Consider the following 15,448-nt stretch of genomic DNA (forward strand, 5'->3'; position numbering starts at 1 on the left):
AGAGCGCCGCCGCGCACCTATCGTTGCTCTCATCGGGCTCCCATAGTGACGCGCGCCCGGCGACAGCAACCTTTCGCAGGAGGAAAAGTGAAGCGCAACAGAATCGCCCTCGCCGGGCTCGCGCTGCTGACGGCGGGCACCCTCGCCCTCGCAGGCTGCGCCGGCGGCGACGCGGCGGAGCCGACCGAGTCTCCCGAGGGCGACGCCGCGGCCATCGTGACGACCAACGGGTCCGAGCCGGAGAACCCGCTCATCCCGACCAACACGAACGAGGCGGGCGGCGGGAAGATCCTCGAGCAGATCTTCGCCGGTCTCATCTACTACGACGGCGACGGGAAGATCGTCAACGAAATGGCCGACGAGATCGTCATCGACGACGCGTCGCACTTGACCGTCACGCTCAAGGAGGGGCAGACCTTCAGCGATGGCTCCCCGGTGACGGCCGAGAGCTTCACCAAGGCGTGGAACTACGGCGCCCAGCTGTCCAACGCCCAGCTCAACCAGTCCTGGTTCGCCGACATCGAGGGCTTCAGCGCCGACGCCGATTCCGAGCTCACCGGTCTGAAGGTCGTCGACGACCTCACCTTCACGATCGCGCTCACCGCGCCGGTGGCCGCCGACTTCGTCACGCGGCTCGGCTACAACGCCTATGCGCCGCTGCCCGAGTCGGCGTTCGAGGACATGGCAGCGTTCGGCGAGCACCCGATCGGAAACGGTCCGTACAAGCTCGCCTCCGACGCGGCGTGGGAGCACGGCGTCAAGATCGAGCTCGTCAAGAACGAGGACTACACGGGCGGTCGTGAGGTCGTCAACGGCGGACTGACGATCGTCTTCTACTCGACGCTGGATGCCGCGTACGCGGACCTGCTGGCGGGCAACGTCGACGTGATCGATGCGATTCCGCCGTCGTCCCTCTCGGCGTTCCAGGACGACCTCGGTGATCGCGCCGTCAACCAGCCGGCTGCGATCATCCAGACGTTCTGGATCGATATGGACATGGAGCACTTCACCGGCGAGGAGGGGAAGCTCCGCCGCGCGGCGATCTCCAAGGCCATCAATCGGCCGGAGATCACCAAGACGATCTTCTCCGACACCCGCACCCCCGCCACCGACTACACCTCCCCGGTGCTCGACGGCTGGTCGGACTCGCTGGAGGGCGCCGATGTGCTGGAGTACGACCCCGACGAGGCCAAGAAGCTGTGGGCCGAGGCCGATGCGATCTCGCCGTGGTCGGGGACGTTCCAGATCGCGGTCAACACCGACGGCGGTCACCAGGAGTGGGCCGAGGCCGTGTGCAACTCGATCAAGAACACGCTCGGCATCGAGGCCTCTCCCGCCCTCTATGCCGACTTCGCGGCCATCCGCACGGCCATCAACGACGGATCGATGAAGACGGCGTACCGGGCGGGCTGGCAGGCGGACTACCCGGGCATGTACAACTTCCTGCAGCCCATCTACGGCACCGGAGCGAGCTCGAACACCGGCGGCTACTCGAACCCCGAGTTCGACGCGCTGCTGGCGTCGGGAGCGGCCGCGCAGGATTCCGCCGATGCGATCGCCGACTATCAGAAGGCGCAGGAGATCCTGCTGCAGGACCTGCCGCAGATCCCGATGTGGTACTCGAACGTGACCGGCGGGTACGCCGACACCGTCTCGAACGTCTCGTTCGGGTGGAACTCGTGGCCGCTGTACTACGAGATCACGAAGAAGTAGCCGTCTCGTGAGCTGACGGCGTGGGGCGGTGACCTGGTCGCCGCCCCACGCCGTGGCCGTCAAGGACCAGCCCCGACGGAGGGAGCGCGGATGCTCGCCTACATCCTCAGACGTCTGCTGCAGGTGATCCCGGTCTTCTTCGGATCCACGCTGCTGATCTACTTCCTGGTGTTCGCCATGCCCGGCGACCCGATCCTCGCGCTCTTCGGCGACAAGACCCCCAGCCCGCAGCTGCTGGAGCAGATCCGCGATCAGTACCACCTCAACGAACCGTTCCTGATGCAGTACCTCTACTACCTCAGCGGAATCTTCCAGGGCGACCTGGGGGTGACGTTCTCCGGTCAGTCGGTGGGGGTCGTGCTGGCGCGCACGCTCCCGGTGACCGCGCGGCTTGCGATCATGGCGATCGCGATCGAGTTCGTGCTCTCGATCATCGTCGGGACGATCTCCGCCCTGCGCAAGGGCAGCGTCGTGGACCACGTGTCGCTCATCATCGCGCTGATCTTCCTCGCCATCCCGATCTTCGTGATGTGCTTCCTCGCGCAGTTCTTCCTCGCGATCCAGTGGGGGTGGTTCAAGCCCACCGTGGGTGCGAGCAACGACTGGGGCGACCTGTGGCTGCCGGCGATCGTGCTCGGGCTCAGCATGTACGCCACGAGCATGCGGCTCATGCGCGGATCGGTCATCGAGACGCTCGACCAGGACTGGGTGCGCACCGCGTACAGCAAGGGATTGGCCCGCAGCCGCGTGATCCCGGTGCATGTGCTGCGCAACTCGATGATCCCGGTCATCACCAACTCGGCGACCAACTTCGGGGTGCTGCTGGTGGGGGCCACGGTCACCGAGGCGGTCTTCAACATCCCCGGCGTCGGCAACACCCTGTTCCAGGCGACGCTTCGCCACGAGGGCCCCACGATCGTGTCGTTCGTCACGGTCTTCGTGATCCTCTACGTGCTCGTCAACCTGGTCGTCGACCTGCTCTACGGCCTGCTGGACCCGAGGATCCGCTATGCCTGACCGTCCCCGCTCCGAGCACTACGTCGCCCCGATCAAAGAGACGGCCGTCGTCGTCGACGCCGTCAAGGTCGACGACAAGCCCAGCAACCTGTGGACCGATGCGTGGGCGGACCTGCGCCGCAGGCCCCTGTTCTGGCTGTCGCTCGTGATCGTGTTCGTCCTCCTCGTGATGGCCTTCTTCCCGACCCTGTTCACGCAGACCCCGCCCAACAACGACTGCCGGCTCTCGAATTCCAACGGCGGCCCCGCCCCGGGGCATCCGCTCGGCTACACCTTCCAGGGCTGCGACGTGTGGGCGCGCATCGTGTGGGGCACTCGCACCTCGCTCACCGTGGGCCTCCTCGCGACGATCATCGGCAGCGCGATCGGCCTCGTGATGGGCGCGTTGGCCGGCTTCTACGGCGGGTGGCTCGACTCGGTGCTCTCCCGCATCGGCGACATCTTCTTCGCGATCCCCTACATCCTGGCCGCCGTGGTGGTCATGAGCGTGTTCTCCCAGCACCGCAACGTGCTCACGCTCGCGTTCGCGATCGGCGGGTTCGCGTGGGCCTCGACCGCGCGCGTCGTGCGCGCCGAAGTGCTCAGGGTCAAGCAGGCGGACTACGTCATGGCATCCCGCGCCCTCGGCCAGACCCGCTTCCAGACGCTCCTGCGCCATGTCGTCCCGAACGCCGTCGCGCCGCTGCTGGTCGTGGCGACGCTGGCGCTGGCGGGGGCGATCGTGGCCGAGGCGACCCTGTCGTTCCTGGGCGTGGGTCTCGGCTCCGAAGTGATGTCGTGGGGCAACGACATCAGCCAGGCGCAGTCCTCGCTGCGGGTCGCGCCGATGGCGCTGATCTACCCGTCGATCGCCCTGACCATCACGGTGCTGGCCTTCATCATCCTGGGCGAGCTCATCCGAGACGCCCTCGACCCGAGAGCGAGGGCGCGCCGATGAGCACCCCGCTGCTGAGCATCCGCGACCTCAGGATCGCGTTCACCACCCAGCGCGGCCAGCGCGAGGTGGTCCACGGCATCGAGCTGGACATCCACCCCGGCGAGACCGTCGCGATCGTGGGGGAGTCGGGGTCGGGGAAGTCCACGACGGCCGCGGCGATCATCTCGCTGCTCCCCGGCACGGGCCGGGTGACCGGCGGCACGATCGCCCTCGACGGGCGCGACATCACGCACCTGCCGTCGTCGGAGATCGAGCGGATCCGCGGGCGCGAGATCGGCTATGTGCCGCAGGACCCGATGTCGAACCTCAACCCGGTGTGGAGCATCGGCTTCCAGGTGAAGGAGGCGGTCCGGGCCAACGGCATCGCACGGGGCCGCCGACAGGTCGAGCAGCGCGCGATCGAGGTGCTGCAGCAGGCGGGGCTGGCGGATGCCGCGAAACGGCTGCATCAGTATCCGCACCAGTTCTCCGGCGGCATGCGTCAGCGTGCGCTCATCGGGATCGGGCTGGCTGCCGATCCCAAGCTCCTGATCGCCGACGAGCCGACCTCGGCGCTGGATGTCACCGTGCAACGGGTCATCCTCGACCACATGGCGCGGCTCACGCGCGAGCGCGGCACCTCGGTGCTGCTGATCACGCACGACCTGGGTCTTGCCGCCGAGCGCGCCGAGAAGCTCGTGGTGATGAAGGACGGCGAGATCGTCGAATCGGGCCCGAGCCGGGCGATCCTGGAGAACCCGGTCCACCCCTACACCAAGCGCCTGGTCGCGGCGGCTCCCAGCATCGCGTCGCAGCGCATCCAGGCGGTCCACGAGCGCAAGGGCCTGGAGACTCTCGACGACCTGTTCGACCAGCCGCCCGCCGTCAAGGTGCGCGGGCTCACGAAGGACTTCAGGATCCGCCTCGGCGGGTTCAAGACCGAGCCCTTCCGAGCGGCCGACGACGTCTCGTTCGACATCCCGCGCGGCAAGACCCTGGCTCTGGTGGGGGAGTCGGGCTCGGGCAAGTCGACCGTGGCCAAGATGGTGCTCATGCTCGAGCAGCCCACGGCCGGCACGATCGAGATCGACGGCAAGGACCTGTCGACCCTCGACAAGCGCGAGACCTTTCTGCTGCGTCGGCGCCTGCAGCCCGTGTTCCAGGACCCTTACGGCACACTCGATCCGCTTCGCAACATCGAGAACACGATCGCCGAGCCGCTGGAGATCCACCGGGTCGGCGACCGCGCGTCGCGTCGCGAGCGCGTGTACGAGCTGCTGGACCAGGTCGCACTCCCGCGCGAGCTCGCCACGCGCTACCCGAACGAGCTGTCCGGCGGTCAGCGCCAGCGCATCGCGGTCGCGCGCGCTCTCGCGCTCAAGCCCGACTTCATCATCCTCGACGAGGCGGTCTCGGCCCTCGACGTGCTCGTGCAGGACCAGATCCTGAAGCTGCTCACGGAGCTTCAGTCCGAGCTCGGGCTCACCTACCTCTTCATCACGCACGACCTCGCCGTCGTGCGTGTGATCGCCGACCTCGTGTGCGTGATGGAGAAGGGGCGCGTGGTCGAGCAGGGGAGCGTCGACGAGATCTTCGCCGACCCGGCCGAGGAGTACACCCGGAGGCTCCTGGACGCCATCCCGGGCGCGTCGATCACGCTCGGCGGCGGCGCCTGATCCCATGCGCCGCCTGCTCGGTTGAGATCGCGCCATGGCGGCAGCAGAATTGACGCATGGCGCCGAAGTGGGGGACCCGATGAACGCCCGCACGAAAGACGCCGCTCAGCTGCGCGAGACCGCGCGCGACCACCTCTGGATGCACTTCTCGCGCCAGTCCACGATGGCGCCCGACGGCCCGCCCATCATCGTGCGCGGCGAGGGGCACCACATCTGGGATCTCGACGGCAAGCGCTACATCGACGGGCTCGCGGGCCTCTTCGTCGTCAACGCCGGTCACGGTCGGCGGCGCCTCGCCGAGGCCGCGGCACGCCAGGCCGAACAGCTGGCGTTCTTCCCGCTGTGGTCCTACGCCCACCCGGCCGCGATCGAGCTCGCCGAGCGGCTCGCGGCCGAGGCGCCGGGGGACCTGAACCGCGTGTTCTTCGCGACCGGCGGCGGGGAGGCGGTCGAGACCGCGTTCAAGCTCGCCAAGCAGTACTTCAAGCTCACCGGGCGCCCCGGCAAGCACAAGGTCATCTCTCGCGCGGTGGCCTACCACGGCACGCCGCAGGGCGCGCTTGCGATCACCGGCATCCCGGGCATGAAGCAGCCGTTCGAACCGATCACGCCGGGCGGCTTCCGGGTGCCGAACACGAACTTCTACCGCGCCGCCGAGATGGGGGCGCCGGCCGACGACCTCGAGGCCTTCGGCCGCTGGGCGGCGGATCGCATCGAGGAGGCGATCGTCTTCGAGGGCCCTGACACGGTCGCGGCGGTGTTCCTGGAGCCGGTGCAGAACTCCGGCGGCTGCTTCCCGCCCCCGCCCGGCTACTTCCAGCGCGTGCGGGAGATCTGCGACCGGCACGACGTGCTGCTGGTCTCCGACGAGGTCATCTGCGCGTTCGGTCGGCTGGGCAGCACGTTCGCCTGCTCGACGTACGGCTACGTCCCCGACATGATCACGTGCGCGAAGGGCATCACGAGCGGCTACGCGCCGCTTGCGGCGACGATCGTCAGCGACCGCATCCATGAGCCGTTCGCGCACGGCAGCACCTCGTTCATGCACGGTTACACGTTCGGGGGGCATCCGGTCTCGGCGGCTGTCGCGCTGGAGAACCTCGACATCTTCGACGAGGAGGGTCTGAACGAGCGGGTGCGCGAGAACTCGCCGCTGTTCCGGGCCGAGCTGGAGACCCTTCGTGAGCTGCCGATCGTCGGCGACGTGCGCGGGGACGGCTACTTCTTCGGGATCGAGCTGGTGAAGGATGCCGCCACCCGGGAGACCTTCGACGACGAAGAGTCCGAGCGGCTGCTGCGAGGTCACCTCTCACCGGCCCTGTACGAGGCGGGCCTGTACTGCCGTGCGGACGACCGGGGGGATCCGGTCATCCAGCTCGCGCCCCCGCTCACGATCGGGCCGGCGCAGTTCCGTGAGATCGCCGGCATCCTGCGCGGCGTGCTGAGCGAGGCCGCCGCCCGGCTCTGAGCCGCGCGGCACAGGAGGGGTCATGGGAACGGCAGGACTGGCACCGGGGGAGGCGACCGACGCCGTGGGCGCGGTTCTCCGCCACGAGCCGTTGCCCGCCGAGGAGGTGCGCTCCGGCGCCCCGACGACGGCCGTGCGGGCGCTGGCCGAAGTGGGCGGCGTGGAGGTCGGCATCTGGGAGATGACACCGGGCGTTGCCGCCGACACCGAGAGCGACGAGGTCTTCGTGGTGCTCGCCGGGCGGGCGCACATCGCCTTCGACGACGCAGACGTCGCCGACCTCGACGTCGGCCCGGGTTCGGTGGTGCGCCTGGCCGAGGGTCAGCGGACCGTGTGGACGGTCACCGAGACGCTCCGCAAGATCTACATCGCGTGAGCTCACCCGCCCGCCATCGTGCGGGCGATGTCGGCGGCGGAGTCCCCCGCCCGCCTCAGCACGAGCGCGACCAGAGCGAGTGCGGCCAGGGTCAGCACCAGCATGATCGTCGAGACGGCGGCGATCTCCGGCCGGAGGCCGCTGCGCAGCGCGCTGAGCACATAGACCGGCCAGGGCGTGGTGCCCGAGACCTGCACGAAGGCCGAGACGATCGTGTTGTCCAGGCCCAGCGTGAACGACAGCAGGAATCCGGCGAGCACGGCCGGCATCGCCAGCGGCAGGGTGACCCGCAGGAACGTGCGAAGGGGCGGCGCGTACAGATCGGCGGATGCCTCCTCCAGGCGTGCGTCCAGCCCCACCAGGCGCGCCCGCACGATGTACGAGACGATCGCGATCGAGAACAGGGACTGGCCGACCACGAGGCGCACCGTGCCGTCGTTGAACAGCGACAGCCCGGCATCCTGCCCGAGGAAGACCAGCCACGGCAGGAGCGCGACCGCGTCGACGATCTCGGGCGTCACCGACACCAGCAGGAGGAGCCCCAGGAACCAGCCCACCCAGCGCCCGGGCGTGCGGGCCATCGCGATGCCGGCGAGGGTCCCCAGCGCCGTCGCGAACACCGCCGCGATCAGGCCGGTGCGGATCGAGACGAGCACGGCGTCGCGTACGGCGGGCTTGGTGACGATGGCCGCGAACGAGTCGAACCCGAAGTGGTCCCACGAGATCAGCAGCCGCCCGACGTTGAACGAGTAGACGACCACGACGGCGATCGGCAGGAACAGGAAGACGAACACGAGCGTGGACCACAGCGGCAGCAGCCACCGGCTGGGATTGCGCGGCGTTCTCATCGTGCCTCCCCGAGGTCGAGCCGGTTCCGTCTGCTGATCGGCAGCGACACGAGCCAGATCAGCAGGGCGGCCACCCCGATCGAGGCGCCGATCAGCAGGATCAGCAGCACCGCCATCGCGGAGCCGAGCGCCCAGTTCTGCGCGGTCTGGAACTGCGCGGCCACCATCTGGCCGACCATGTTGCCCTTCGCCCCGCCCAGCACCGTCGCCGTGATGTAGTCGCCCATGAGCGGGATGTAGACCAGCAGCACCCCGGCGACGATGCCCGGGCGCGCCAGCGGCACCGTGATCCGCAGGAACGTGGTCCAGCTGCCGGCCCCGAGATCCTTGCTCGCCTCGCGCAGCGGGCCGCTCACGCGGTCGAACGCGACGAACAGCGGCAGGATCATCAGCGGCAGGTAGTTGTAGACGACGCCCAGCAGCACCGCGCCGCGCGAGTTGAGCAGGTCGAGCGGGCCCGGGATGACGCCCACGACCTGCAGCGCGTGCGAGAGCCATCCCTCCGGGGCGAGGATGATCTGCCAGCCGATCGTGCGCACCAGGAAATTGGTCCAGAACGGGACCATCACGAGCGCGAGCAGCGCCCCCCGGCGCGCCGGGGGCGCCTTGACCGCGATCCAGTACGCGACCGGGGCCCCGATCACCAGGCACAGGAGCGTGCCGAGCACGCCGACCCACAGGGTGTTCTGGAACGTCGCGAAGAACGTCGGCGACAGCGCCTCGACATAGCGGTCGAACGACAGCCTGTCGTTGGCGTTCGTGGCGAAGATGCTCGGCTTGTAGCCGAAGCTGTACCAGACGACGATGCCGATCGGGATGACGAAGAAGACGACGAGCCACGCCCAGGCGGGGAGCGCGAGACCGAACCTGACCCTACGCACCGGCCGCCGCTTTCGTCGCGTTCCAGATCTGCACGACCCGGTCCTGGGACTCGTTGAACGCGCCCTCATGCATCGTCGCGACCTCCTCGGGAGTGAAGAACACCATGTCGAGCCGTTCCAGCCCGGCCTCCTCGGCCTGCTCCCGCACCCCGGTGACGCCCGTGTCGTAGCCGATGTAGTCGACCTGGGCAAGCTGCACGTCGGGCGAGATGATGTAGTCGATGAACGCGTGCGCCGCCTCCGGATGCGGGGCGCCCTTGGCCAGCGCCCAGTTGTCCATCCACAGCTCCGTGTCGGGCGCCCCCAGCACCCACTGCCAGCGGTCGGGCGGATCGGACTCCATCATCCCGGTGCGCGCATCGCCGTTGTAGGCCTGCACGAGAGCGTGCGTCGCCTGCGGGATGATCTGCCCGCCGGGGGCCGAGTCGAAGGCCGCGATGTGGGGGGCGAGCTCGTCCGTGAGGAATCGCTCACAGGCATCCAGCTCCGCCTCGTCGGTCGTGTTCCAGTCGATCCCATTCGCCCAGAAGTACACGCCGCAGAGGGTCCGCGGATCGTCGATGACCGACGTGCGACCGGATGCCTCGTGCTGGGCCGCGTCGATGAAGTCGGCCCACGTGCGCAGCTCGCGCTCAATGACGGTCGTGTCGTACACGAACCCGGTGGTGCCCCACGCCTTGCAGATCGAGTACCGGTTCTCGGGGTCGAAGCTGCGGTGGATGAAATCCGGGTTCATCGAGGCGAAGTTCGGGATCAGGTCGAGGTTGAGCTGCTCGAGCAGACCGTTCTCGGCCATCGGCGCCACGAACACCCCGGTGGGCACCACGACGTCGTAGCCGGAGGTGCCGCGGGCGGCGACGAGCTTGGCGATGAGCTCCTCGTTGGAGTTGAACGCGTCGATCACGATGCGCGGCCCCACCTCGGCGGTGAAGGCGTCGAGCACCTCGGGGTTGTCGTAGTCGCTCCAGGTGAAGATCGACAGCCGGTCCTCCAGCGGACCGCCGTGCGCCTGCGGCGCGGTGGACGCTCCGCGCGGCGTGCACGCCGTGAACAGCATCGCGCCCGAGGCGGCCAGCGCCGTGGCGAGGAAACCGCGGCGGGTCAGCTCGCTGCGGATGCGACCGGCCGTGGGGCCGTTCGCCAGGACGCGCAGCGGCGTTTCCGCCATCACGACGCCTTCGGCAGTGCGAGCACGTGCGTGGCCGCCGGAAGATCGTCGGCGGGGAACAGTCGCACGTCGGCGGCGCTCCACGTGCACCGCACCGCGTCGCCGACCGCGACGCGCGGCGCGCCGGGTGCCGGCATCCGGATCAGCACGGTCCGGTCGTGACCGATGTCGACCGCGACCTGCAGCGTCTCGCCGAGGTGCGACACCCCGAGCACGGTGCCGTCGAGCCCGGGGCCTTCGGTGCCGGGGCTCGCGAGCCGCACGAACTCGGGGCGGATGGCCGCGACGGCATCCGTTCCGTCGGCGGCCGGTGCACCGCCCCACCGGCCGTGGACCGGCCCGGCGAAGGTCTCGATGCGGTCTGCGCGGGCGACGCCGTGCAGGAAGTTCTGCTGACCGATGAACGAGGCGACATAGGCGGATGCCGGGGAGTCGTACACCGTCGCGGGCGCGTCGAGCTGCTCGATGCGCCCGGCGCGCATGACCGCGATCCGGTCGCTCATCGACAGCGCCTCGGACTGGTCGTGCGTGACGAACACGAACGTGATGCCCAGGCGCGACTGGAGCAGCTTGAGCTCGAGCTGCATGTCCTCGCGCAGCTGGCGGTCGAGGGCTGCGAGCGGCTCGTCCAGCAGCAGCACCGACGGCCGGTTGATCAGGGCGCGCGACAGCGCGATGCGCTGCTGCTGTCCGCCGGAGAGCTGGGTGGGCTTGCGGTCGGCGAACCGGCGCAGCTGCACCAGGTCGAGCGCCTCGGCCACGCGCTCGCGCTGCTCGGCCTTGGGGACGCGCCGCTGCTGGAGGCCGTACGCGACGTTCTCGGCGACGGTCATGTGCGGGAACAGCGCATACGCCTGGAACACCGTGTTGACCTCGCGCCGGTAGGGCGGGAGGGACACGACGCTCGTCCCGCCGATGCGGATGTCCCCGCTGTCGGGGTGCTCGAAGCCGGCGATCATCCTCAGCGTCGTCGTCTTGCCGCAGCCGGACGGGCCGAGGAGCGAGAGGAACTCGCCCGGCTCGATCGTGAGCGTCAGATCGTCCACGGCGATCGCCTCGCCGTAGCGCTTGGTGACGTCGACGGTCTCGACGCCGCGGGCGGCCGCGCGCGGCGGCGATGAGGGGTCCGGCATGCGTCCTCCACGTGTGTGCGTGCTCGGATTCTTGCACACGCGTCCCGTCGAGCGGGAGGGCGGGAGGGGAGCGGGGTAGGCTGGAATGTCGGCATCCCGGCACATTCCCCTTCTTCGAGGTCTTTCATGGCGCACGCACTCCGTCCGGATCTTCGCAATGTCGCGATCGTCGCGCACGTCGACCACGGCAAGACGACGCTCGTGGACGCGATGCTCCGTCAGACCGGTTCGTTCGGCGAGCACGCGCACGTCGAGGAGCGTGCCATGGACTCCAACGACCTGGAGCGCGAGAAGGGCATCACGATCCTCGCGAAGAACACCGCGATCACCTATGCCGGAGCGCACACCGACGTCCCCGTCACGATCAACGTGATCGACACGCCGGGTCACGCCGACTTCGGCGGCGAGGTGGAGCGCGGGCTGTCGATGGTCGACGGCGTCGTGCTGCTGGTCGACGCGTCGGAAGGACCTCTCCCGCAGACCCGTTTCGTCCTGCGCAAGGCGCTGGAGGCGAAGCTCCCGGTCATTCTGCTGGTCAACAAGACCGACCGCCCCGACGCGCGCATCGCGGAGGTCGAGGAGGAGGCGCACGACCTGCTGCTGGGGCTCGCCTCCGACCTCGTCGACGATGTGCCCGACCTCGACGTCGACGCCCTGCTCGATGTCCCGGTCGTCTACGCGTCCGGACGGGCGGGCGCGGCATCCCGCACCCGCCCCGCGAACGGACAGCTGCCCGACAACGGCGACCTCGAGCCGCTGTTCCAGGCGATCCTCGAGCACGTGCCCGCCCCGTCGTACGACGACGAGGCGCCGCTGCAGGCGTGGGTGACGAACCTCGACTCGTCACCGTTCCTCGGGCGTCTCGCGCTCCTGCGCGTCTTCAACGGCACGCTCAAAAAGGGCCAGACCGTCGCGTGGGTGCGCCACGACGGCACGGTGTCGAACGCACGGGTCACCGAGCTGCTGAAGACCCGCGCGCTGGAGCGCTACCCCGCCGAGTCGGCCGGCCCAGGCGACATCGTCGCGATCGCCGGCATCGAGCAGATCACGATCGGCGAGACGATCGCAGACCCCGAGGACGTGCGGCCGCTTCCGGCGATCACCGTCGACGACCCGGCGATCTCGATGACGATCGGCACGAACACCTCGCCCCTCATCGGCAAGGTCAAGGGCCACAAGCTCACCGCGCGCATGGTCAAGGATCGGCTCGACCGCGAGCTCGTCGGCAACGTGTCGCTCAAGGTCGTCGACATCGGCCGTCCGGATGCCTGGGAGGTCCAGGGCCGCGGCGAGCTGGCCCTTGCCATCCTCGTGGAGAACATGCGCCGAGAGGGCTTCGAGCTGACCGTCGGCAAGCCCCAGGTCGTCACCCGAAAGGGCGAGCGCGGCCAGGTGCAGGAGCCGTTCGAGCACCTCACGATCGACGCGCCCGAGGAGCACCTGGGCGCGATCACCCAGCTCATGGCGGCGCGCAAGGGCCGCATGGAGACGATGACCAACCACGGCACCGGCTGGGTGCGGATGGAGTTCGTCGTGCCGTCTCGCGGCCTCATCGGCTTCCGCACCGAGTTCCTCTCGATCACGCGCGGAACCGGCATCGCGAACGCCATCTCGCACGGCTACGACGACTGGGCCGGCCACATCCAGGCCCGCCAGAACGGGTCGATCGTCGCCGACCGCGCCGGTGTCGTGACGCCGTTCGCGATGATGGCACTGCAGGAGCGCATGACGTTCTTCGTCCAGCCCACCGAAGAGGTGTACGAGGGCATGGTGGTCGGCGAGAACACGCGCGCCGACGACATGGACGTGAACATCACCAAGGAGAAGAAGCTCACCAACATGCGCTCGTCCACGGCGGACGAGCTCGAGCGCCTCACCCCGCCGCGGCGGCTGTCGCTGGAGGAGAGCCTGGAGTTCGCGCGCGACGACGAGTGCGTCGAGGTGACGCCCGAGAAGGTGCGCATCCGCAAGGTGGTGCTCGACCAGACCGAGCGCGCCCGCGCCGCATCGCGCCTGAAGCGCCAGGACGCGAACGCCTGACCTCGCCGCCCCGCGCCCCGCTCCCTCCCCCCCCGCGAGGGTGCCAGTCCTCCCCGCGAGGGTGCTCGTTCTCCCCGCGAGGGTGCCAGTTCTCCCGGCGAGGGTGCTCGTTCTGCCCGCGAGCCATACCAGAACTGGCACCCTCGCGAGAACAAGTGGCACCCTCGCGAGAACAAGTGGCACCCTCGCGAGAACAAGTGGCACCCTCGCGAGAGGGGGCGGGGCGGGGCTCATAGACTGGCGCGATGGGAATCACGGCGGCGCGGGTGGTCACGTGGCTGCTGGCGCTCGTGGTGGGCACCGTCTACGGAGTGGCCGGTACGATCGGCCACGCCGCGAGGTGGGGCGTGCTGCCGGTCGGGCTCGTCGTGGCGCTCGTCGGGGTGGGGGCGCTCGTGATAGCGATGCGCCTGCTGACCGACGACCGCGGTGCGGCGCTCGCGACCGGCGTGGGCGTCGTCGTGGCCGCCGCGCTGTTCTCCGGGCGGGGCCCCGGGGGCTCGATCGTCGTTCCGGCCGCTGACCAGGGCGAGATGCCGTGGGGCCTGGTCTGGACGATCGCGGTGCCGCTGATCGTGCTTGCGGTGGTGCTCTGGCCGTCCCCGCGCCGACGCGCGGTGGGTTGAGGCATCCCCGCGCCCGCGCGCGCCCAGCCGACCCGCCTCCTCGGAGTGGGCGCCCGGCGGCGAACTAGACTGGACGGGTGACGTATGTGATCGCCCTGCCCTGCGTGGACGTGAAGGACCGCGCGTGTGTCGATGAGTGCCCCGTCGACTGCATCTACGAGGGGGACCGGATGCTGTACATCCACCCCGACGAGTGCGTCGACTGTGGTGCGTGCGAGCCGGTGTGCCCCGTCGAGGCGATCTACTACGAGGACGACCTGCCCGACGAGTGGCAGGACTACTACGCGGCGAACGTCGAGTTCTTCGAGGAGATCGGCTCGCCCGGCGGCGCGGCGAAGGTCGGCGTCATCCACTCCGACCACGCGATCGTGGCCGAGCTGCCCCCGCAGGCGCCGTAGATGACCGTCCGCGATCTCGCCGACTACCCCTGGGATGCCGTTGCGCCCTACGCCCGCACGGCACGAGCGCACCCGGACGGCATCGTCGACCTGTCGATCGGGTCACCCGTCGACCCGACCCCGCAGGTCGTCGCCGCGGCGCTGCGGGAGGCCACCGACGCGCACGCGTACCCCCAGACGGTCGGCACGCAGGCTCTGCGCGAGGCGATCGTCGCGTGGTATGCGCGCCGTCGCGGCGTGCCGGGACTAACCGTCGATAACGTCCTCCCCACGGTCGGCTCGAAGGAGCTCGTCGCGCTCCTGCCGCTGCTGCTCGGCCTCGGTCCCGGCGACGTCGTCGTGCACCCGCGCGCGGCCTACCCCACCTACGAGGTGGGCGCGCGGCTGGTCGGGGCGAGGCCGTTCGCCTCCGACGACCCGGCGCACTGGCCGGCCGGAACGCGCCTGGTGTGGCTGAACTCGCCGGGAAACCCGGACGGGCGCGTCCTCGGCGTCGACGAGCTGCGCGCCGTGGTCGAGCACGCCCGCGCAGCCGGCGCGATCGTGGCATCCGACGAATGCTATGCCGAGCTCGGCTGGGACGGCGAGTGGGCGGATGCCGGCATTCCGAGCGTCCTCGACCCGCGAGTGACCGGCGGCGACCCGGCCGGCCTGCTGTCGGTGTACTCGCTGAGCAAGCAGTCGAATCTCGCCGGCTACCGCGCCGCGTTCCTCGCCGGCGACCCCGCGCTCGTGGCGCCGCTGCTGACCGCGCGCAAGCACCTCGGCCTCATGCTCCCCGCGCCCGTGCAGGCCGCGATGACTGTCGCGCTCGGCGACGATGCGCACGTGGCCGCGCAGAAGGAGCGCTACCGCGCCCGACGTGCCGTCCTCCGCCCCGCGCTGGAGGCCGCGGGGTACCGCATCGATCGCAGCGAGGGCGGCCTCTACCTGTGGGCGACCGCGGGAGAGGATGCCTGGACCACTCTCGGGCGCCTGGCGGAGCTGGGCATTCTGGCCGGCCCCGGTCACTTCTACGGCGAGCACTTCCCCGAGCACGTGCGCTTCTCGCTCACCGCCACCGACGAGCGCATCGCCGCCGCCGCCGCTCGGCTGCGCGCTGCGGAGCGGGTGCGTTTCGCGCAGGTTTCGGCATCGGTCGACGCGTCCGGTCGGCCTTCGCGCGACGGCTAGGCTGGAGCCACCGCG

General features: G+C 69.7%; 14 protein-coding genes. 10 read left to right on the forward strand and 4 right to left on the reverse strand.

Annotation, left to right across the window (positions count from 1 at the left end; translation table 11 throughout):
* Positions 1-87 precede the first annotated feature (87 nt).
* From QM641_RS04710 to QM641_RS04735, 6 genes are all read left to right on the forward strand, one after another.
* Positions 88-1,713: a peptide ABC transporter substrate-binding protein gene (locus QM641_RS04710; RefSeq protein WP_415113955.1), complete on the forward strand. Its 1,626-nt coding sequence runs from the start codon at positions 88-90 to the stop codon at positions 1,711-1,713.
* A gap of 90 nt (positions 1,714-1,803) precedes the next feature.
* Positions 1,804-2,730, forward strand: coding sequence for an ABC transporter permease (locus QM641_RS04715; protein ID WP_415113957.1), 927 nt, complete (start codon positions 1,804-1,806; stop codon positions 2,728-2,730).
* Positions 2,723-3,667 (forward strand): ABC transporter permease, encoded by a 945-nt coding sequence (locus tag QM641_RS04720; RefSeq protein ID WP_415113959.1) that lies wholly within the window; start codon positions 2,723-2,725, stop codon positions 3,665-3,667. The genes QM641_RS04715 and QM641_RS04720 overlap by 8 nt, the downstream gene beginning before the upstream one ends.
* Entirely contained in the window at positions 3,664-5,322 is a 1,659-nt protein-coding gene (locus tag QM641_RS04725; protein ID WP_415113961.1) for a dipeptide ABC transporter ATP-binding protein, read from the forward strand. The genes QM641_RS04720 and QM641_RS04725 overlap by 4 nt, the downstream gene beginning before the upstream one ends.
* Positions 5,323-5,401: 79 nt before the next feature.
* Positions 5,402-6,790, forward strand: coding sequence for an aspartate aminotransferase family protein (locus QM641_RS04730; protein WP_415113963.1), 1,389 nt, complete (start codon positions 5,402-5,404; stop codon positions 6,788-6,790).
* Positions 6,791-6,812: 22 nt separating this feature from the next.
* Positions 6,813-7,166, forward strand: a complete 354-nt coding sequence (locus tag QM641_RS04735; protein ID WP_415113965.1) for a cupin domain-containing protein — start codon at positions 6,813-6,815, stop codon at positions 7,164-7,166.
* Between the two features lie 2 nt (positions 7,167-7,168).
* Here the strand turns inward: QM641_RS04735 and QM641_RS04740 are convergent, their stop codons facing one another.
* From QM641_RS04740 to QM641_RS04755, 4 genes are read right to left on the reverse strand one after another with little or no spacing between them, the layout of a single operon-like run.
* Positions 7,169-8,014 (reverse strand): ABC transporter permease, encoded by an 846-nt coding sequence (locus QM641_RS04740; RefSeq protein ID WP_415113967.1) that lies wholly within the window; start codon positions 8,012-8,014, stop codon positions 7,169-7,171.
* Positions 8,011-8,895, reverse strand: coding sequence for an ABC transporter permease (locus QM641_RS04745; protein WP_415113969.1), 885 nt, complete (start codon positions 8,893-8,895; stop codon positions 8,011-8,013). The genes QM641_RS04740 and QM641_RS04745 overlap by 4 nt, the downstream gene beginning before the upstream one ends.
* Positions 8,888-10,063 carry a spermidine/putrescine ABC transporter substrate-binding protein gene (locus QM641_RS04750; protein ID WP_415113971.1) on the reverse strand — a complete coding sequence of 392 codons (1,176 nt, stop codon included), beginning with the start codon at positions 10,061-10,063 and terminating at the stop codon, positions 8,888-8,890. The genes QM641_RS04745 and QM641_RS04750 overlap by 8 nt, the downstream gene beginning before the upstream one ends.
* Complete coding sequence (locus QM641_RS04755; protein WP_415113973.1) at positions 10,063-11,196, reverse strand: ABC transporter ATP-binding protein; 1,134 nt, start codon at positions 11,194-11,196, stop codon at positions 10,063-10,065. The genes QM641_RS04750 and QM641_RS04755 overlap by 1 nt, the downstream gene beginning before the upstream one ends.
* Positions 11,197-11,322: 126 nt before the next feature.
* On the opposite strand from QM641_RS04755, the gene typA reads away from it, so the two are divergent.
* The 4 genes from typA to dapC all read left to right on the forward strand — a co-directional run bounded on the left by typA (position 11,323) and on the right by dapC (position 15,433).
* Complete coding sequence (gene typA, locus QM641_RS04760) at positions 11,323-13,236, forward strand: translational GTPase TypA (protein ID WP_415113975.1); 1,914 nt, start codon at positions 11,323-11,325, stop codon at positions 13,234-13,236.
* Positions 13,237-13,481: 245 nt separating this feature from the next.
* Positions 13,482-13,862, forward strand: coding sequence for a histidinol dehydrogenase (locus tag QM641_RS04765; protein ID WP_415113977.1), 381 nt, complete (start codon positions 13,482-13,484; stop codon positions 13,860-13,862).
* Positions 13,863-13,939: 77 nt separating this feature from the next.
* Positions 13,940-14,260, forward strand: a complete 321-nt coding sequence (gene fdxA / locus QM641_RS04770) for a ferredoxin (protein WP_415113979.1) — start codon at positions 13,940-13,942, stop codon at positions 14,258-14,260.
* Complete coding sequence (gene dapC / locus QM641_RS04775) at positions 14,261-15,433, forward strand: succinyldiaminopimelate transaminase (protein WP_415113981.1); 1,173 nt, start codon at positions 14,261-14,263, stop codon at positions 15,431-15,433.
* The last annotated feature ends 15 nt before the right edge of the window (positions 15,434-15,448 follow it).

This window comes from Microbacterium sp. (assembly GCF_047605725.1).
Classification (GTDB): Bacteria; Actinomycetota; Actinomycetes; order Actinomycetales; family Microbacteriaceae; genus Microbacterium.